This window comes from Paraburkholderia sediminicola, from assembly GCF_046026675.1.
GTDB lineage: Bacteria > Pseudomonadota > Gammaproteobacteria > Burkholderiales > Burkholderiaceae > Paraburkholderia > Paraburkholderia sediminicola_F.
This window is the reverse complement of sequence record NZ_JAQQEY010000002.1, coordinates 1,165,892-1,184,527: the sequence shown is the minus strand read 5'-3', so window position 1 is coordinate 1,184,527 and position 18,636 is coordinate 1,165,892. Positions and strand designations below refer to the sequence as shown.

At 58.7% G+C, this 18,636-nt stretch carries 12 protein-coding genes and 2 pseudogenes; 10 read left to right on the top strand and 4 right to left on the bottom strand.

Translation table 11 applies throughout. The annotated features are described in order from the left end of the window. Positions 1-42 precede the first annotated feature (42 nt). Together PQQ86_RS25190 and PQQ86_RS25185 are read left to right on the top strand one after the other, a co-directional pair. Positions 43-1,164 (top strand): HlyD family secretion protein, encoded by a 1,122-nt coding sequence (locus PQQ86_RS25190; RefSeq protein ID WP_408273122.1) that lies wholly within the window; start codon positions 43-45, stop codon positions 1,162-1,164. Then, complete coding sequence (locus PQQ86_RS25185; RefSeq protein ID WP_408273119.1) at positions 1,143-2,657, top strand: efflux transporter outer membrane subunit; 1,515 nt, start codon at positions 1,143-1,145, stop codon at positions 2,655-2,657. The genes PQQ86_RS25190 and PQQ86_RS25185 overlap by 22 nt, the downstream gene beginning before the upstream one ends. A 73-nt stretch (positions 2,658-2,730) precedes the next feature. Here the strand turns inward: PQQ86_RS25185 and PQQ86_RS25180 are convergent, their stop codons facing one another. Further along, the gene (locus PQQ86_RS25180; protein WP_408273117.1) at positions 2,731-3,552 is read right to left on the bottom strand and encodes an alpha/beta fold hydrolase; all 822 of its coding nucleotides are present in this window, start codon (positions 3,550-3,552) and stop codon (positions 2,731-2,733) included. Between the two features lie 637 nt (positions 3,553-4,189). Between PQQ86_RS25180 and PQQ86_RS25175 the strand changes: the two genes are divergently transcribed. The 6 genes and pseudogenes from PQQ86_RS25175 (at position 4,190) to PQQ86_RS25150 (ending at position 12,706) form a co-directional block, all read left to right on the top strand. Beyond that, positions 4,190-5,719, top strand: coding sequence for an ATP-binding protein (locus PQQ86_RS25175; protein WP_408273114.1), 1,530 nt, complete (start codon positions 4,190-4,192; stop codon positions 5,717-5,719). A gap of 854 nt (positions 5,720-6,573) precedes the next feature. After that, positions 6,574-7,230 carry a c-type cytochrome gene (locus PQQ86_RS25170; protein WP_408273112.1) on the top strand — a complete coding sequence of 219 codons (657 nt, stop codon included), beginning with the start codon at positions 6,574-6,576 and terminating at the stop codon, positions 7,228-7,230. A gap of 796 nt (positions 7,231-8,026) precedes the next feature. Further along, positions 8,027-9,748, top strand: a complete 1,722-nt coding sequence (gene poxB / locus PQQ86_RS25165; RefSeq protein ID WP_408273109.1) for a ubiquinone-dependent pyruvate dehydrogenase — start codon at positions 8,027-8,029, stop codon at positions 9,746-9,748. A 41-nt stretch (positions 9,749-9,789) separates the two neighbouring features. Next, a complete protein-coding gene (locus PQQ86_RS25160; protein WP_408273108.1) occupies positions 9,790-11,040 on the top strand; it encodes an MFS transporter in 1,251 nt (416 codons plus the stop codon). Between the two features lie 100 nt (positions 11,041-11,140). Next, positions 11,141-11,476 (top strand): annotated as a pseudogene (locus tag PQQ86_RS25155) (XdhC family protein); the annotation flags it as partial. Between the two features lie 96 nt (positions 11,477-11,572). Continuing rightward, the gene (locus PQQ86_RS25150; RefSeq protein WP_408273105.1) at positions 11,573-12,706 is read left to right on the top strand and encodes an FAD binding domain-containing protein; all 1,134 of its coding nucleotides are present in this window, start codon (positions 11,573-11,575) and stop codon (positions 12,704-12,706) included. A 1,256-nt stretch (positions 12,707-13,962) separates the two neighbouring features. Here the strand turns inward: PQQ86_RS25150 and PQQ86_RS25145 are convergent. From PQQ86_RS25145 to PQQ86_RS25135, 3 genes are read right to left on the bottom strand one after another with little or no spacing between them, the layout of a single operon-like run. Beyond that, complete coding sequence (locus tag PQQ86_RS25145; protein ID WP_408273103.1) at positions 13,963-14,808, bottom strand: MBL fold metallo-hydrolase; 846 nt, start codon at positions 14,806-14,808, stop codon at positions 13,963-13,965. A gap of 21 nt (positions 14,809-14,829) precedes the next feature. Then, positions 14,830-15,156, bottom strand: a complete 327-nt coding sequence (locus tag PQQ86_RS25140) for a tautomerase family protein (protein ID WP_408273101.1) — start codon at positions 15,154-15,156, stop codon at positions 14,830-14,832. Between the two features lie 7 nt (positions 15,157-15,163). After that, a complete protein-coding gene (locus tag PQQ86_RS25135) occupies positions 15,164-15,709 on the bottom strand; it encodes a sugar ABC transporter (RefSeq protein WP_408273099.1) in 546 nt (181 codons plus the stop codon). A 166-nt stretch (positions 15,710-15,875) separates the two neighbouring features. Between PQQ86_RS25135 and PQQ86_RS25130 the strand changes: the two genes are divergently transcribed. Together PQQ86_RS25130 and PQQ86_RS25125 are read left to right on the top strand one after the other, a co-directional pair. Beyond that, positions 15,876-16,769: a LysR substrate-binding domain-containing protein gene (locus PQQ86_RS25130; protein WP_408273097.1), complete on the top strand. Its 894-nt coding sequence runs from the start codon at positions 15,876-15,878 to the stop codon at positions 16,767-16,769. 1,074 nt (positions 16,770-17,843) lie between these two features. Beyond that, positions 17,844-18,462: pseudogene (locus tag PQQ86_RS25125) on the top strand (LysE family translocator). Positions 18,463-18,636: the final 174 nt, after the last annotated feature.

Genomic DNA, 18,636 nt, shown 5'->3' with positions numbered 1-18,636 from the left:
GTCTCTTCCAACCCTTATCCATTCGCACGGCCGGAGGCAAAGATGAGCGAGGTAACACCGGGGCAGAAACCGGCGACTACGCCGCCGCCCGTCATTGCACCTCCAGCGGCCCCGCCGCCTGACAATCGACGCGGTGTGATCTTCGGCATACTCGCTCTGATCCTGCTGCTGGCGATCGCCGCATATTTCCTGGTGCCGGACCTGTACGAGAAGCAGACGGACGACGCCTATATCGACGCGCATCTGGTCTCGATCATTCCCAAGGTCCCCGCTTACGTACAGACACTTCACGTCAACGACAACAGCAAGGTGACGGCCGGCGATCTCCTCGTCGAACTCGATCCACGCGACTACGTCGTTCAGGTGAATCAGGCGCGCGCCAATGTCGCAGCGGCGGTTGGCAAGCTGGAAGAGGCGCGCAATCAGATCGCGGTGGCGGACGCCAATATTGGCCAGCAAAAGGCAGAACTCGACGTTGCCCGCGCCAATGCCAAACTGGCCGTCGCCAATCTGGCGCGGCTGCAATCCGTCTCAGATGTGCGCGCCGTGTCATCGGAGCGCGTCGATGAGGGGAAGGCGGCCGCTGACGGGACGCGGGCTTCCGTGACGGCGGCCCAGGTCAAGGTCGACGCGTCTCAAGCGCAGGCGACGCTGGCGCGCTCTCAGGTCAAAACGGCCGAGGCCGCCGTTGCCCAGGCTCACGCCATGCTGGAGCAGGCGACGCTCAACCTGTCGTACACGAAAATCTACGCAATCGAGTCCGGCAGTGTCGCGAACAAGAGCGTCGAACAGGGCAACTTTGTTCAGCCCGGGCAGACGCTATTGTCGGTCGTCCCGGACAAGCTCTATGTGACCGCGAACTACAAGGAGACGCAGTTGACCCACGTCAGACCGGGCCAGAAAGTCACTGTCCTCGTGGATGCATTTCCGGATCTGCGGCTTCGTGGTCACGTCGACAGCATTCAACGCGGGACCGGCTCGCACTTCGCGCTCCTGCCGCCGGAGAATGCAACGGGCAATTTCGTGAAGGTGGTGCAGCGGGTGCCGGTGAAAATCGAACTCGACAACCCTGGGGAAGCACTTAAATTGATCTCGCCGGGCATGTCGGTCGAGACGGAAATTTTCGTCAGGGAGCGCCCGGCATGGCTTGGTTTCTGGAACTAGCGGCGGCGCGGCCGGCGCAGCGTCCTCCTTGCCGACGACGGCGTACCGCCGCTATCGTCGCGGCATGGGCCGGACTCCTCGCGGGTTGCACCGTCGGTCCCGACTATGTATCGCCGAAACCGGCCATGCCGGCGAGTTTTACGGAACATACGGGTCCGGCGGCGAGCGCCGCGCAAGCGTCGCCCACATCGAATGATGCGTGGTGGCAAAGCTTTGGCGACGTGACGCTCAACTCGCTCATCGCAGACGCACTGCGGTCCGCGCCCGACCTGGCTGTTGCCGAAGCACGCATACGCGAAGCACGGGCCTTGCGCGGTATCGCAGGAGCAGATCAATACCCGAGCGCTAACGTCGGCGCCCAATACGATCGGACCCATGGCAGCGCCAATGTGCCGGTCGGCGTGCCGCCCGGCGGTCTCGGTCCGGGCGCCAACGGCAATTTATGGCAGACCGGCTTCGACGCATCGTGGGAAATCGACGTGTTCGGCGGCACGCGGCGCGGCATCGAGGCCGCTGACGCGTCGTATCAGGCCACCGTGGCGGACCGAGGGGATGTCGAGCTGACGCTGCTCGCGGAAGTCGCCCGCAACTACATCGAATTGCGCGGTGTACAGAGGCAACTCGCCGTTGCCCGCAACAATCTGTCGATCCAGCAGGATTCGCTAGCGCTGACCCGCTCGCAATTCGATGCAGGGCTGGCCTCGCGTCTCGATGTGCTGCGTGCACAGGCGCAAGTCTCGGATACCGAAGCCGCCATTCCAACATTCGAGGCGAATGAACGCGCGTCCATTTATCGAATCGGTGCGCTGATCGGTCAACCGCCGGAACAATTGATTTCGCGCCTGGATACCCCACAAGCGATTCCCTCGGCGATCGCGGACGTGCCGGTGGGGCTGCCCTCCGACCTTCTGCGCCGCCGCCCGGATATCCGCGCTGCCGAACGCCGGATCGCCGCTGCAAACGCTCGCATTGGCGTCGCTCAAGCGGATCTTTATCCTCACTTCGCGCTGACCGGGGTTGCGGGTCTCGAGAGCCTGAATGCGTCGACTTTTCTGACCGCGCCGAGCCGCTATTTCTCGATCGGACCGAGCATCAACTGGCTAATCTTCGATGCCGGCAAGGTTCGCTTCGAAATGCGCGCTGAAGAAGCGCGAACCGATCAGGCCGCCGCCGCGTACCAGCGAACGGTTCTCGGTGCGCTGCGGGATGTCGAGACCGCGCTCGTATCCTATGCGCAATCACAAGTGCGGCATGAGAGGCTTGCGGCCGAGGTCACCGCCGACCGGGAAGCCGTGACCATCGCAACGCGTCTTTATCGCCAAGGCCTCAATGACTTTCTCTCCGTGCTCGATGCCGAACGCTCGCTATACGCCGCCGACGACAAACTGGCGCAGAGCGAGCGTGACACGGCACTCGAACTCGTTGCGCTTTACAAAGCGCTGGGCGGTGGTTGGCAGACAGAAGGCGATGCTGCAAACAAGCAGGGAATATAGCCATGCTGGCGGATCAGAACGCCGGCAGCATCACTCTGTGCTTAGCCTTGATCGACTTCGCCAAGCATCAAGCTTACGACTGGAGGAATGCAAGAAGATCGGCGTTGACGCGATCCGCTTCCGTCGTGCACATGCCGTGAGGTGCGCCCGGATAGACCTTGAGCGTGACGTTCCTGATGATCTCCGCGGACTTACGCCCGGAGTCATCCAACGGCACGATCTGATCGTCATCGCCATGCAGGATCAGCGTCGGAACATCGATCTTCTTGAGATCCGGCGTGTAGTCGACCTCGGAGAACTGCTTGATGCACTCGTATTGACCGAGTACCGACCCCATCATCCCTTCGCGCCAGAACTCGTCGATCACACCTTGCTGGACTTTTGCATTGGGCCGGTTATAGCCGTAGAAAGGCACCGCAAGGTCTTTGAAGAACTGCGACCGATTGCTCGCGGTATTGGCGCGAATACCGTCGAAGACCGACATGGGCAGCCCCGTCGGATTAGCCTCGGTCTTCAGCATAATAGGCGGCACCGCACCGATCAGGACCATTTTGGCAACACGTTTTGTTCCATGTCGGCCAACATAGTGCGAGATTTCTCCACCACCCGTGGAGTGGCCGACGAGCGTGACGCCCTTCAGATCGAGTGCCTCGATGACGGCAGCAAGGTCGTCCGCGTAGGTGTCCATGTCGTTGCCGTGCGCGGTTTGACTCGAGCGGCCGTGCCCCCGGCGATCGTGAGCGATCACGCGATAGCCCTTCTGCACCAGAAACAACATTTGCGAGTCCCAGGCATCGGCATCGAGCGGCCAGCCATGGGAGAACACGACTGGGTGGCCCGAGCCCCAATCCTTGTAGAAAATCTGTGTGCCGTCCCTGGTGGTAACGAAGTTCATGGATCGTGCTCCTGTATGTGCAAGATGATTGCCGGTTTTGCTGCCCGATGCAGTGCCTGCGGCGTTGGCAACAGCAGGGATGACCGCCGCCGCAACCGCGCCGGCTCCTGCCATCAACATGTTGCGACGTGACGCGGAAGGGATTTCTTTATCGGTTCCAGTGGTCATTTTGATTTCCTTATCGTTTACGACGACATTGGCGAGTTATTTTTCGCGTACACGACGTGGCGCACCGGCCTCATACCGACGCGGCATCACGACTGATCAGCAGATTAGGGGGATGAAGAGCTAAAAGTCCTGACAGTGGACTTAAACATTCTTAAATGTCTTGCCACGCCGATTTACGTGCCGGAGGATGTACTGCTGACCCGGCCTGGTGCCGCGTAACGGCTTTGGGCGTTCTCAGGCGGGCGCTTGCCCTCTTTGATACCTGGATATAACCGGGTCAGACGAATGGCAAAAACAAACACCTGTTTGTAGGTCTGGTGCGAAGGCCGTGCATGCGATACCGTGGGCTTTTCGGGGTCGTTCTCACGGCTGACGTTGCGCGACCCGGATTCAGTGTTCTGTCCGACATGCCGGAATGGGTTTCGTGCACCAACGCGCGACAATTCCACCCGCAAAAGGTGTGCTCTGTATGGAAACGATCGGCCGTACCAGTGTCTCGCTTGAAACACGAGAGGCCTTTCAGGATGGCCACCGGCTTCAAATCGGCGAGCGTGCATTCGATATCCTTGAACTGTTGATTCAGGCGCAAGGCAAAATCGTCACAAAACACAAAATAATGTCGCATGTGTGGCCGAACGTCATCGTTGAGGAAGGCAACATCCACGTCCATTTGTCCGCGCTCAGAAAACAGCTCGGCACGGACGGCCGTGCAATCCAGACTGTTCCGCGGCGAGGTTACCGTCTAGTCCCGCTGGACACCGAAGCTGTCGTTCATCGGGGCAAGAAGTCAGCAATGACCGCCAGGCTGCCGTCAACCAGGTTTGAGCCACTCCCCGTTTGCTATACGCCATTAATCGGCCGGGAAATTGAACTCGACGAGATCGCCAGAAAGTTGCAGGACACGCCGGTCGTGACCCTGCTCGGACCCGGCGGTGCAGGTAAGACGCACCTCGCGATCGAAGCGGCTCGATCAATGGCCGCAGACAGTCACGTCGACGTCTGTTTCGTGTCTCTTGCCCCCGTGCTTCACCCTGACCAGGTGCTGAACGCCGCTGCGGAAGCACTTGGCATCGAGCCCATCGACGATCTGCTCATGCTGCCGAAGCTGCTCAGTACTGTCGCTAATCACCGGATACTTTTGGTACTGGACAATTGTGAGCACATGCTTGAAGAGGCGGCGAGGCTGACCGAACGATTGATTCAGGCAAGCGCAAATCTCCGGGTTTTGTCCACCAGTCGCGAACCGCTCCGGAGTCGCAACGAGACTCTGTGTTGGGTGGCGCCACTCGCTACACCAGATGTCAATGCCACTCACAAAGAGATACTGGCCTCCCCGTCGGTCGAAACGTTTCTCGCATTTGCCGAGTCGTGGACGAGCGACCTTACCGAAGAGCCGGAGAATGTCGAAATGATCGCATCGATCTGTCGCCGACTCGATGGCCTGCCGTTGGCCCTCGAACTGGCGGCAGCAAGAGCAAGAGTTTTTGGCATGCGACACCTGGAGCGTGAAGTGGCGAATGACCCTTTCCGGACCCTTGTGGGAGGCCGTCGGACCGCACCTGTACGTCAGCGGACTCTCCTCGGCATGCTCGACTGGAGCTACCAACTACTCGGCGAACTCGAGAGAGTCGTGCTGCACAGACTCGCGGAAATCTCAGTGCACTTTTACCTTGGCGATGCGCAAACTATCGCTGCGATCGATAGGGTGTCGAATGAAGACGTTACCGAAGCAATAGCAGGCCTGGTATCGAAGTGCCTTGTGATCAGGGCGCGCGGTCGTGAGAAAGACGACTACTACCTGTTGGGAACGACCCGCGAATACGCATTGCGGAAGTTCGACCGTCCGCAAAGAAATGGCGAGGGCCTATCGGAAAGGACACGTCACAGGGATCATGCGCCGGAAGCTCGAAGTGCGGTGCGCGCTTCCCGCAGTGGCAGCCGCGCGGACAAGGGGGTGTCGGGTCTGGAGTCTACGAAGAATCCACGCGGAGTGCGGTAGGTCCTCACCGGTCAATTTAGCGGTGATTTTCCCGCGCAGTTACTACAGCAAAGCGACTCGACCTGAGTCAGGTGTTTTTAGTATTCCGGCGCGAAGCGTCTTAACCCGAAAAGGTGGATATATGGATCAGAGTAGTGTCACACGTGGGTTCTTGAGAGTTAAGGAAATACTCGATGGGGCAATTTCCGCATGGGCAAATGCTCCGGCAAACGGAGGCCCTCCCGACCTGTCAGGACACGGTCCGTTATTTTCGTGGACGACAAAGGCCGCCCTTCTAGCAGCGGTTGGGCACGGCAATCAACTCATTCAGCCGGACGTGATCGGAAATGGGAAGGGAGATATGGCGCATCTCGTCATTGTCCTTCGAACGGGTCTCAAGGGTCCTGCGACACGAATGCCTGAAGGTGGTCCTTATGTTCCTGATGATCAGATACAGGAAATTGAAAATTGGATTAATGACGGCTGCCCGCACTAAAGCCGCAACGGTACGCAATCCAACTTGGCTGAGCGCTCGCTCCGTAGTGGGAGCAGTTCAAAGATCTAACGCTTGCGGGCACAGCGAGCGCGTCGGCATTAATCGGACTCAGTGGTAAATGAGCGGGCTTTCTGGTCATAGCGCTCGGACGATACGGACGTACGCTTCGATTTGAGACGAGTCGCGCAGTAACGAGGAGAAGACCCGTGTGAATTGAATACTCCTCTCCTGGCTGCCGTCGGCACATTCCAGTCAATATCAGGCTCGTAGCAACAAGACGCCATGGCTGCTGAGATCCGCTTCGCGGTGCGCAGTGTAAGGGACGCGAACCGGCAGTTCGAGCAGGCGTCCCTTAACCAGAATGCGAGGAGACGCGTAAATGGGTAGAAACAGGTTCGAGCGACGCTTGGCGAGTCCGGCAACACGGGCCATGCTGGTTGCCGGAGTCCTGCTGTGCGCCGCGATAGCCGCACGCGCCGACGATCTGACTGCACGAATAGGCGAACTGACGACACAGCGCTGTGCAGCCTGTCACGGTGTCGACGGAAACAGCACGGTAGGTTCCTATCCGCGCCTTGCAGGCCAGTATCCGGAGTATCTGTACAAACAGCTCACGCAGTTCAAGGGCGGTCCGGGTGTGCCGCCGTTACGGCATAACGAAATCATGCAGGCGATGGTCAAAGACCTGTCGCCTGACGATATGAAAGCACTCGCGGCCTTCTATGCGGCGCAAAAGCCTACGCCGGGTGCGACTTCAAACGCAGCGCTCGTCAACGCCGGCGAGCTTGTCTATACACACGGCGGTACGAACGGCGCGCCAGCGTGCATTTCATGTCACCGTGCAACGGGAGGCGGTATCGAGCCTGATTTTCCCCGCATCACCGGTCAGCATGAAGAGTATGTCGAAACACAACTCCATGCATGGAAGAGCGGAACGCGCGGGGGCAAGGGGAAGTTGATGAGTCTGATCGTTCCGCTGTTGAGCGATGACGAGATTGCGTCTGTTTCCGCTTATGTGGCGGCGCTGAAGCAATGAAACCCCGGACGGCCTGTCACGCTGGCACGCCATTCGGCCAGGTCCATTGATGGCATCATGATGCGGCCGCCGATTGACTCAGAACTCATGTTCCGCTTGTTAATGCATGAGCTTCTTCTGCCGAACTCAACACCATTGCCGCATCACTATCGCACTGATCAGCGTACTCATTCCCGGTCAGGTCATCGGTGACGACCTCGACACGCTCCGTGCGCTCTCCTCATGAGCATTGCACGACCGTCATGTCAGCGTCGCCCCGATTTCTGGGGATTCTCCGGAGCGCAGCCGTAGCAACGATTTCTGCCTCGTTTCGTTCGCCGGCGGTCAACGCCTGCTGGTCGTTTAGAGACGATGGTGTTGATGCCGGTTCATTGACGGAGCATGTCACGCGCTTGCCGTCGTTCAGTTGAACGGTCGTTACGTAACCAGGCTGCGGCGCCGCTGCCAACGCGGCACCGACTGAGGTAACGAGCAAAGTAAAGATAGTAGCAATCTGATAAGCCCTACGCATGAAAATCCTCCAATATCGAATTTGACGCCGAAACGTTGTACGGATTCTGAACGAATCCGGCTTAACGCAACCTTAACGTCGCGCTCGAACGCATGAGCGCACTTTCGAGTTCGATCAAGCTGCACCATACTTGAGTATGGTGCAGTCAAACTACCATTCATATCTCCTGTACACCTGCACGATTCACTCGACATCCGCCATTCGTTATATTCAATTAAATACATCGAAATTCAGAAAACCTGAACGCAACCCGCGTTCATCTGAAACCGCAAAAGGAGTTCAATCATGGTTACTGTAGCTGAACGACTAGTCGAGACACTCGAGGCAGCAGGCGTCAGAAGAATTTACGGACTGGTGGGTGATTCTCTTAACGGCATCACCGAATCGCTGCGCACGCGCGAGGAAATCGAGTGGATAGCAGTGCGCCACGAAGAGGTGGCGGCATTCGCCGCTGGAGCGGATGCCCAACTCACAGACGAACTGGCGGTTTGCGCAGGCAGCTGCGGACCCGGCAATCTCCACCTGATCAACGGGCTGTTCGACTGCCATCGCAACCGGGTGCCGGTCGTCGCGATCGCCGCACACATTCCGAGCACCGAGACAGGCTCGGGGTATTTTCAGGAGACCCACCCGCAAATCCTGTTCAAGGAATGCAGCCACTATGTCGAACTGGTCACGGATGCAGCGCATGTGCCGCGCATTGTCGAAACAGCGATCCGTGAGGCGGTGACAAAGCGGGGTGTCGCGGTCATCGTCATTTCCGGGGACATTGCACTGCGCGAAGCGGGCGCACAACAACCCTCAGCGAATCTGATTCCTCGCATGCCGAAGTGTGTGGCTCAAGATGGCGACATCCAGGCACTGGCCGATCTGCTCAACGACAGCAACCGTGTGACGCTGTTCTGCGGAGCGGGCTGCGCCGGTGCGCACGACGAGGTCGTCGCGCTGGCCGCCAGGCTTAAGGCACCCGTTGTGCATGCGCTTCGAGGCAAAGAACACGTTGAATGGGATAACCCCTATGACGTTGGGATGACCGGCCTGATCGGTTTCTCATCTGGCTATCATGCCATGGGCGCATGCGACACGCTGCTGATGCTCGGCACCGACTTCCCTTACCGGCAATTCTATCCGGAGCATGCGCGAATCGCTCAGGTGGACATCCGGGGCGAAAATCTCGGCAGGCGCTGCCGTCTTGAGCTTGGCGTGATCGGAGAGGTCAAGGACACCGTAACCCGGTTGCTTGAGCAGCTAGACGAGAAAACGGATGACTCGCACCTGAAGGTTGCGCTCGATCACTACAAGGAGGCGCGTGCGGGTCTTGATGCGCTTGCACTCGGCACCTCCAGGCATCGTCGCATCCATCCTCAACTTGTCGCGAAGATCATCAGCGACACGGCCGCCGAGGACGCGATTGTGACCTGCGACGTCGGCGAGCCTACGGTCTGGGCGGCGCGCTATCTCCGCGTCAACGGCAAGCGCAGGCTGCTTGGCTCGTTCCTTCACGGTTCGATGGCCAATGCGATGCCTCAGGCGATTGGCGCGCAGACCGCGTTCCCTGATCGCCAGGTGATATCGATGTCGGGCGACGGTGGTTTCACGATGCTCATGGGCGACCTGCTGACCCTGCGCCAGTCGAAACTGCCCATCAAGATCGTCGTTTTCAATAATGGTCTGCTCGGATTTGTCGATATTGAAATGAAGGCCGGGGGGTTTCTGCCGGTCGGCACGCATCTGGACAATCCGGACTTCGCCAAAGTCGCGCAGGCGATGGGCATCCATGGCGTTCGCGTTGAGGACCCGGCCCTGCTTGGCGATGCAATCAAGGAGGCGTTTGCGCACGACGGCCCCGCTTTGATCGACGTCGTCACCGATCCGCTTGAACTGGTCATGCCACCGAAGATCACGGTCGAACAGGCCAAGGGATTCAGCGTCTGGATGATGAAGGCCGTGTTGAATGCTCAGGCCAGTGAAATCGTGGAACTCGCACGAACAGCATTCAATCGCTGATCCCTGCCGCCGCGCCGGCCTCCTGATCTGAGGGAACTGTCATGTCCATTTCGCTATCGTCACTCGATGCCACAAAGAGAACGTCCCGGGCCTTCGCGGTTGCCTGGGCGTGCGCCACGATTTTTTATTTCCTGGAGTACGCCGGGCGCTCCGCACCTGCGGTGATGATTCCGGAGCTCTCGCACGCGTTCGGCGTCAGCGCGCTTGGTTTGAGCTCCATTCTTGGCGTTTATTACTACACGTACTCCGGTGCTAGCCTGGTCGCGGGCGTGCTGCTCGACCGCTTTGGCGCAAAACATGTCGTACCCGCCGGCATGATCATTCTGGGGCTGGGCTGTCTGTTGTTCGCCGTGCCCAGTGAACTCGTGGGGACGATCGGCAGACTGTGCCAGGGCGCGGGGTCGGCGTTCGCCTTTACTGGGGCGGTCTACCTGGCCGCACATGGCTTTTCGGCCCAGCGGCTGGCAACCGCAATCGGTGTGACGCAATGCGTCGGCATGCTGGGTGGCTCGCTCGGGCAACTCACCGTGGGTCCGATGATCCATAGCGTGTTATCGGTTAGCGGATTCTGGATCCTGTTAGGTGCTCTGGTGATCGCAACCGGCGCGGCACTCGTGGTGCTTGCGCCTAAAGAGCAGGGACATGCTCCCGAAACGAGTGGTATCAGCGGCATACTCGCACCCTATAAGGTCGTGTTTTCCAATCCGCAATCGTATTTGTGCGGTCTGGCGGCGGGGCTGTTGTTTGCGCCCACGACCATTGGCGACATGGTATGGGGTGTCCGTCTCTTCCAGGAGGACAGGGGGTTCGGCTATCAAAGCGCCGTGTTGGCGGCCTCGATGGTGCCCTTGGGCTGGGTGATCGGTTGCCCGCTTCTCGGTTGGATTGCGGACGCACTGAAGCGTCGCAAGCCGGCATTGATCGGTGGCGCGGCCCTGATGCTTGTGTGTGGCATCCAGCTTTCGTTCGCGCCGGCACTTGTACCCGCCTGGCTCACCCTGCTGGTATTGGGCATCGCATCAGGGGCGGCGATGATCCCTTATACGATCATCAAGGAGGTCAATCCCGATCACGTCAAGGGGAGCGCCACAGGTGGCATCAATTTCATCACGTTCCTCGTAACGGCAGTGCTTGGACCGGTGTTTGCCTTCAGTATCGGCAAGTCGCTCGGGTTGACGGGGACCGACGTGGTCGCGCATTTCCGTGACTCCGGCTTGTTCTGGGTGGGAACCATTGCTCTCGCACTGCTGGTCTCGCTCATGCTGAGTGAGACGGGGCACGCTGTCAAATAGCCCGGTGCACTGGCAAGCAGCGCAGGATCTAGCGGAGACAGCAACCGTTTCCACGACTGCCGGGAAGTGAGCGATTGTCCCGAAAGTAAACGGAGAATTCATGGACAGCGTGGATCTTGAAGTTCTGAAGTCCAGTGCACGCTGGCTCGAGCAGGGACATAGCGCGCTGCTCGTCACCGTGGTGAAAACGTGGGGCTCGTCGCCGCGTCCGGAAGGCGCAATGCTCGCCGTGCGCGACGACGGTCTCGTGGTGGGATCGGTATCGGGGGGTTGTATTGAAGACGATCTGATCGAGCGCGTGCGCCAACGAGGCATCGATCAGACCCGGCCGGAAGTCGTCAAGTACGGCATCACAGCCGATGAGGCACATCGCTTTGGCTTGCCCTGCGGCGGCACCATTCAGTTGGCACTCGAACCGCTGAGCCGGGCGAGCGGCACGTTGACTGAACTATCTACATTGTTCGATGCCACAAGCAAGCATCCCTGCAGTATTCCGTGGGTAGGGACCCGCCTATTTCAGATCCTTTAACCTATGAAAATCGTCATCGCTGGTGGATCAATTGCAGGTCTTTCGAGCGCGCTCACGCTCAGTTGTATCGGACACGACGTGCATGTGTACGAACGCTCCGACGTCCCGCTGCGCGGGAGGGGCGGCGGTGTTGCTGTGCTGCGTCACATGATGAAATTCCTTGAACAGCATGGCCACTACACTCAGCAAATGATCAGCGTTCCAACGATCATGCGGCGGCGTATAGACATTCATGGAAATGTCCTAACCGAGGAGCCTGAGAAACTGCCCTTCTCCTCCTGGGACACCGTATATCGGTCGCTCTGCGCCATGCTCTCGAAAGACAGGATTTCGTACGGACGGGAAGTCGTCGGGTTTACTGAGCATGACGAAACGATTGAGGTTAACTTTGATCGTGGAGAAAGCGTAAGCGCAGACATTCTCGTCGCCGCAGACGGAATCGGCTCTCGCACGCGGGCGAAGCTTTTCCCAAACTACGAATCAAGCTTCGCGGGGTACGTCGCCTGGCGAGGGATTGTTGATGAATCAGCCTTCTCGCCACTGGAAGTTGACGCGCTCGTGAATAACTTCACCATGTTCCGTGATCCCGGACATATGTTTATGGCATTCCTGATTCCCGGTCTCGACGGATCACTGGAACCGGGTAGACGGCGTCTCAACTGGCTCTGGTATCGAAATGAAAGCAATGTTGAGGTGATGCACCGCCATCTAACAGACAATCATGGACACCAGCATCACGCCTCCATTAGTCCCGGCCATCTGTCAACCGAGTCATTCGAGGAACTGTGCGGACTGGCCGCCCAACACCTCCCCGTTATATTCCAGCAACTTGTTCGCGAGACGCGGGCACCGTTCTTCCAATCGATACGCGATGCATTAAGCCCTAGCTTTTCTGTCGGACGGGTTGCGTTAATTGGGGATGCCGCCTGCACAGTCCGTCCCCATACCGCCTCCGGCACCTCGAAAGCCGCGGATGACGCCGTTGCATTGGCCGAAGCCCTATCGGGTGACACCGAATTGCATGTCAAGGAAGTACTCGCATCATGGGCCGCACGCCGACGCGACGCAGTCGGACGCTTACTCGCGAAAGGGCCGGAACTCGCCGCGTCCTTCGGGTTGGGAAGCGCCGATAGGTGAAATCGACCGGCGCAAAAACTGTAGTGGTCGTATTGCCCTGCAGCAGGTCCTGGACCACAGGATAAAGAACTTTTAATTAATGCATGACTTGGTGTGCGTGTACAGTCTTCTGAACACTGGAAATTAACCAGACCCGCCAAACTACGAAATAGCGGGAAATCCCGGTTCGCATCCGTATTCAGGATTGGATCAATCTCGTCAAGGCAGACGAGCACGCTAAATTTGCCTGGACGCGAGAACTCCTCGGATATCTGTTGCTGAGCAGACGTCTTGTGGGGATTTCGCGTCATGACGCCGCGCTGGATAAGCCGCTCCAGGATGAGCGCAAAGACCCTCTCAGTGATGTCTCCGCCTTCCCGATGTTCCGCGAGTTCCAGGCCACCGTCCATACGGATAAAGAACGCGACGTGGTTGGGCGACAGATTTTCGAATTCCTTTGCCGCAGAATGCAGCAGCGTCGTCTTTCCAAGTTGGCACCCCCATACACAAGAGCCGGCCCCCGGGTGCTAGCGAGTTCGACCGCATCCCCTTCTCTTCCGAAGCGCATTTCAGGCGGTGCCGGCAGGCGGGTATCCCCTGCGTGATAGGGCATGTAGTAAGTCCACGGAGCCGCCACCCGCAAAAAGGTCTCAAGAATACGGTGTTCCGATACGGACGACGCCCAACCCATCATCAATGCGGCACTGCGTCAGCTACGCTAGCAGCACCCTACGTGTGTACTCGACCGACCGCCTTCCGCCCGCGAGATCGGGCGAGACGATGATGCAGGAAGCCGCGGTCCCGAGACTCAATCCCGTGAACATCTGCAACCCGCCGTATTGCTGACGAAGAAGATAGCCTCGTCGAACGTCCGCAAAGGCCGAATAGCGGCCCCTGGCAATCTGGGCAGTAATACTCCATCGTTTGAAAAAATGGTCCGGCTATGAACGATCCCGGTCCGCTCCAAATGAGCTTTGCCGCGATAACCTGACGACTCGGACCTGCCTCCTCCCATCCATTGAGGTCGCAGATTGGCCCATTGCCGCCGGTCGTGATGTCAGGGATTCACGGCGGTAAACCGAGTGGTCCGGCCACTCAGGCTGATCTCTCGCAGACAGCAGTTCGGCCGAAGCGGCCGCTCCGTTGGCGCAATGGGAATGTCACCACCTAAAAAGCACGAAGCGGCCAAGGCCGTTGTCACGGCATCGCAAGGTTCGTAGTTGCTCCAGTGCAGAATGCCGGAGTGGTATCAGACAAGGTTGCTTCTGTTCAGGGCCTCATGCTTCGGTCTCGTAAAGCAGGCCGTAGCTCCCGCTCGTTCGCTTTATTCGCGCGAAGCCGAGTTCTCCCAAATGCATACCGGCGATCAAAAGTCCCTCCGAACTGACCAGGTCCAGAAGCCGTGATCGTGTGGTGGCTGCGAGAGATGAGTCTTGATCGAATGCCATCGATACGTCTGGCCGTTCAATCTGGATGTGAGGAAAATGAACAATATCTCCCCAGACAAGCAGGCCTTGATCGCGGGATTCGAGCAGATATCCGGAGTGTCCATCTGTGTGTCCCGGTAGTGGCATCGCTCTGATACCAGGAAGCACTTCCCCCTCATCGAAAGTACGGAGCTTGTCGCGGTAGCCGTCGAACACTTGACGCGCTATCAGGAAGTTACCGCGGGCACGCTCGCTGGCACGACTTAGATTTCCGTCATCCTGCCAGAATGCGACCTCTCGATGATGAGCAACAAGCTCCGCATTCGGAAAGGCAATTTGCCCGGCCACGTCCACTAGCCCTCCGACATGGTCGGGATGGGCGTGCGTAAGCAGGATTGTGTCGATCTCGGATAGTTCGACGCCAGCAAGCGATAAATTGGTTCTCAGGCGACCGCCCCATTGCTTGATGCCTCCAGCGCCAGCGTCGATGAGAACTGTGCGGCCCGCTCCGCGTACCACGTAGCAGTTGATATGCACGGCGTCAGGCTCCTTCTGACCTGCATCACTTTGCATTCTGGAGGCTTCGGACGGGTCGATATTCGAGAGGAAGTCCAGGCTAGCGGTGAGGTAGCGGTCGCTAATTGCGGTGATCGTGAAATCCCCGGCTCGCTGACTGGGAAAGGTAATGGTGGACACAATTCTTCTCCAGAAGACTTCCTAATTTCGGGCGTGAATGTTCGACGCGGCGTAACCAAAACAACGGATGCGCGCTGTGAGACCCGTGCAGCGCTCGATGGCGTCGTCCAGAGCTTCCATGAACCGGTTCATTAGCCGGGGCGTGCGAAACGTCTCAAAGCGATATTGGACTTCCGCAAAGACGGGATGTCCGTGCCCATGCCGAACTTCGACATAGATGACATGAACGTTTTCGAGTGCCGCTTCAAGGACACTCGTACAGAGTTTGACGCAGTCGCTGGAAAGCTCTGCAAGCCTCTCATCGGACGGCATGTGCCCCGCTGGAATATAGATAGTGACATTGGGCATCGCGGACCTATTTTTCCTGTCCGGTCGAAACGGTGCGGGAACTCGTCAGTTGTTCCGTCATCGGCGAATAAACGTGGACGCCTTCCGACATGCTTCCAACAAGCTGAGCGTTTCGCCGAGGCATTCTTGCGAGCCAACGGCGTTCCGGAAACTTTTCCAGCGCAACTGCTCGCATCGCCAACGGTGTGAGGCCCATCTGGATCAGAGGTTCGGGGCCGTTTGCACAAAGCACCAGGAGTTCGTCTGCATTTACCGCCGGCGCAAGGCCGATATCGCTGTAGAGATTTCGGTGCCAGTCGGTGATGTGTTGCTGCCACCTTGCAAAATTGCCGCCGCCTTTTCGGCGATATTCCTCTCCCTTCAGAACATCGAGACCGTCGATCGTATGGACGGCAAGGTAGACCGGGCAACCGTCGCTTAACGACTTGAAACGCTGTGACGTGTGAAAGCCGGTAACCGAGATGAGGGCGGGCAGTTTCTCAAAGCTGTAGAAGTCGTTCCATTCGGCTTCGCTGCTTGGATCGGCGAAGCTGCATTCCACCGTGTAGATCATCAGATTGTCCTTCGTGGCGCGTAAGCAGATTGCTGCAAACGATCCATGTTCGTTGCGGTAACGTAATGCTAATCTGAGATTTTCAGCGTATATAACGATTTAAAGTCAGCCTTCAGTGACGTTTTCTCAAGCTGGCGTCGAACGCATATCAATCGGCGAGACCCCAATGCGACGTAAGATCCCAAGCAATTCCGCGCTCCAGGCTTTTGAGGCCGCGGCTCGACATGGCAGCTTCGCCCGCGCGGCCGAAGAACTAGCGCTGACCGAGGGCGCCGTCAGTCGTCAGATCGGTCGGCTGGAGGCATTTTTGGGTGTCGCGCTGTTCGAGCGCGTTGGAAATCGGGTACGGCTTGCGCCCAACGGCACGCGATACGCGGTGCAGGTTCGCGAGATTCTGGATCGGCTGGAACGGGACAGCCTATATCTGATGGGGCAGCCTATCGAAGGCGCGAGCATTGATATCGCCGCGATTCCGACCTTCGCCACCCGTTGGCTCATCCCTCGGCTGAAACGCTTTCAAAATAAGCATCCGAACATCACCGTGCATATCGCCGAACGTATGGAACCCTTCGTCCTTGCGGGTAGCGGTTTTGACGCAGCAATCCATTTTGAGCATCCGGCATGGGCGGGTATGCGTCTACATCGCCTGCTAGAAGAGGTACTTGTGCCCGTCTGTAGTCCTGCGCTCCTCGCAGACGCCGATGCGAACATATCGCTAGACGAACTCCCACGCCTTCACAGGCGACAAAACCCGGACGCGTGGCAGGTTTATGCACAAGAGGCTGGCATCGTGCTGACCAATTCAGTGGTTGGCGCACGTTACGATCTCCATTCCATGCTGATCGAGGCGGCGCTAGCGGGCTTGGGTGTAGCATTGGTGCCGCGTCTTTACATCGGGGCAGAGCTTGAACAAGGTCGCTTGGTCGCGCCCTGGCCGGACGGCAAAGCGATTACCAAAAACTTCTGCCTCGTTCTTCCTGAGCCAATCGAGTTGAGTGAAGGGCCACTGCAGGCATTTGCGAAATGGATTCTTCACGAAGCCCAGGGCTTAGCGCCTTAAAGCAGCGCCTGACCTCATCACAAACTAGCCATCCTGCAGAGTTGCCATCGCCCAGCGGACGCCTCGCTTCGAACTGACCGCCGCGAGTCGACGAACGGCCGTTGTACCTTGAGAGCCGCCGTAGATGTCGCGCTGGGTCGACGGGCCGCTCCGGGTCGCATTGGGCCGGTCGAGATGGAGCTGACATACCGGGTTTGCTACCAAGACATCGCCGACAGCTTCCGAGGAACGTAGTAGACACTTCCGAGCCGTCGCCGCCGTGTGGAGCGCCGGATGAACAGGCCGCTCATGCCAGAGCGCACTGGGCCGCTCAGTCCGTCGAAGCGCCAAAGCAGCGGCCGCACGAACGCACCTTGCCCAGTCGCAGGCGCCCGGCACTTACTGTCGCCTCAACACCGCAGCCGCACCGGCAAACCCACAAACCATCGCCAGCGTACCGATCGGTCGTCAACTGGCCGAACACCTCACCGCCCCGCAGCGCAGGTGAACCCACTCGGGACCGCCACACACGACGACGCTCACGGCAGCCGCAATCTCGCGTTCGGCCGCCCTCTACCGCATCCAGTTCGGCAGTCACGTGACCGCCGCACCGGCACCTCCAGAGCCACACGTCGGCACCGCGATATTGAAGCGCGACAAGATCGCCGAAGGTGCGACCGGCGACATCGCGACTCGGCGGAAAAGGCCATTCAAGCGGCAACGGGGGGCGGATATGCTAGTTCACGAAAGGTAAATGGGATTCGGCATCCCACTGTAAAGGGTAACCGCTCAACCCGCCTTCGATTCGCAGAGCGCGGCTCGGCAAAGAGGTGGCGGGTCAGCACAGCCCCATGTGGTCGGTGAGTCGCCGCCCCGTAACGGGAGTGCGTACGCATTGTGGCAGCTCGCGCGCACCGCGAATGATAGTTCGTGAACTTCCTCTTGGGTGAGTGATGAACTGCTGAGACGGCGCCATGAACATTGGCCCCAACGGACACGTGTCGGCCAACAGCGGTCAATCCCGAATTGCTTCAGAATACTGACTGTTGAAGCGGCTTCCTGGCTCTGTACAACCACACTCCACGGAGGGAACAAATGATCGATTCGTCTGCCGTTGCGACGGTTTTTTTCTGTCTATGCGGCAGGTGTCGTCATACCTGGCCCGAACTTCGTCGCAGTCGTTCACAAGGCAGTTTCCGGTAGATGCTCCGATACGCTCGCGCTTGTCGCTGGAATCGTGACCGTCAATCTGTTCTGGGCGACTTGCGCCATCTTCGGTATCGGAATGGTGTTCGCCATTTTCCCGTGGCTCGCTGTGGGCGTTAGGCTCGCCGGCGCTGCCTATCTGATCTGGTTTGGCCTGCGGCTCGTTGTGTCGGCACGGGCAAGCGTTGTAGCCGCACCTCACCCTCCGAAGTCGCGGCTATTTCGTGCCGCATTCCTGCAGGGCGTCGCGACAAATATCGCGAACCCGAAGTCCATCGCCTTTTATGCGGCCGTGTTTTCCTCGGCAGCGCCCGCTCACGTCTCCACGCCGACCTTCTTTGCCATGCTTGCTACTGTCGGTGCAACCGCGACATGCTGGTACGGAGCAGTCGCGCTTGTTCTATCGCACGCGGCGATTGCGACGGCGTATCGTCGCGTGAAGGCCTGGATCGACCGTGCTTGTGGATGCCTCATTATCGCGCAGGGTATTCGGCAGGCATTTCGTTAGCAAAGCGCCCGATGGAGCCTATCTGAACGGCTGCTTTGCGCACGGGCGACCGTCCCTTTCGGGTCGAAAGTACGCATTCGTTGATGTTACGATCATGTTCGCGATTGCCGTTGTCGGACGACTGCTATGACGCAATTAGCGGGCAGGCCAGCGTTGACATGCGAGCGGCGCCTA

Excerpts from the sequence above, each read along its gene's own strand:
- PQQ86_RS25190 (WP_408273122.1), top strand. The coding sequence starts at position 43 with ATGAGCGAGGTAACACCGGGGCAGAAACCGGCGACTACGCCGCCGCCC.
- PQQ86_RS25170 (WP_408273112.1), top strand. The coding sequence starts at position 6,574 with ATGGGTAGAAACAGGTTCGAGCGACGCTTGGCGAGTCCGGCAACACGG.
- PQQ86_RS25160 (WP_408273108.1), top strand. The coding sequence starts at position 9,790 with ATGTCCATTTCGCTATCGTCACTCGATGCCACAAAGAGAACGTCCCGG.
- PQQ86_RS25135 (WP_408273099.1), bottom strand. The coding sequence starts at position 15,709 with ATGATCTACACGGTGGAATGCAGCTTCGCCGATCCAAGCAGCGAAGCC.
- PQQ86_RS25130 (WP_408273097.1), top strand. The coding sequence starts at position 15,876 with ATGCGACGTAAGATCCCAAGCAATTCCGCGCTCCAGGCTTTTGAGGCC.
- PQQ86_RS25175 (WP_408273114.1), top strand. The coding sequence starts at position 4,190 with ATGGAAACGATCGGCCGTACCAGTGTCTCGCTTGAAACACGAGAGGCC.
- PQQ86_RS25185 (WP_408273119.1), top strand. The coding sequence starts at position 1,143 with ATGGCTTGGTTTCTGGAACTAGCGGCGGCGCGGCCGGCGCAGCGTCCT.
- PQQ86_RS25180 (WP_408273117.1), bottom strand. The coding sequence starts at position 3,552 with ATGAACTTCGTTACCACCAGGGACGGCACACAGATTTTCTACAAGGAT.
- PQQ86_RS25150 (WP_408273105.1), top strand. The coding sequence starts at position 11,573 with ATGAAAATCGTCATCGCTGGTGGATCAATTGCAGGTCTTTCGAGCGCG.
- PQQ86_RS25140 (WP_408273101.1), bottom strand. The coding sequence starts at position 15,156 with ATGCCCAATGTCACTATCTATATTCCAGCGGGGCACATGCCGTCCGAT.
- poxB (WP_408273109.1), top strand. The coding sequence starts at position 8,027 with ATGGTTACTGTAGCTGAACGACTAGTCGAGACACTCGAGGCAGCAGGC.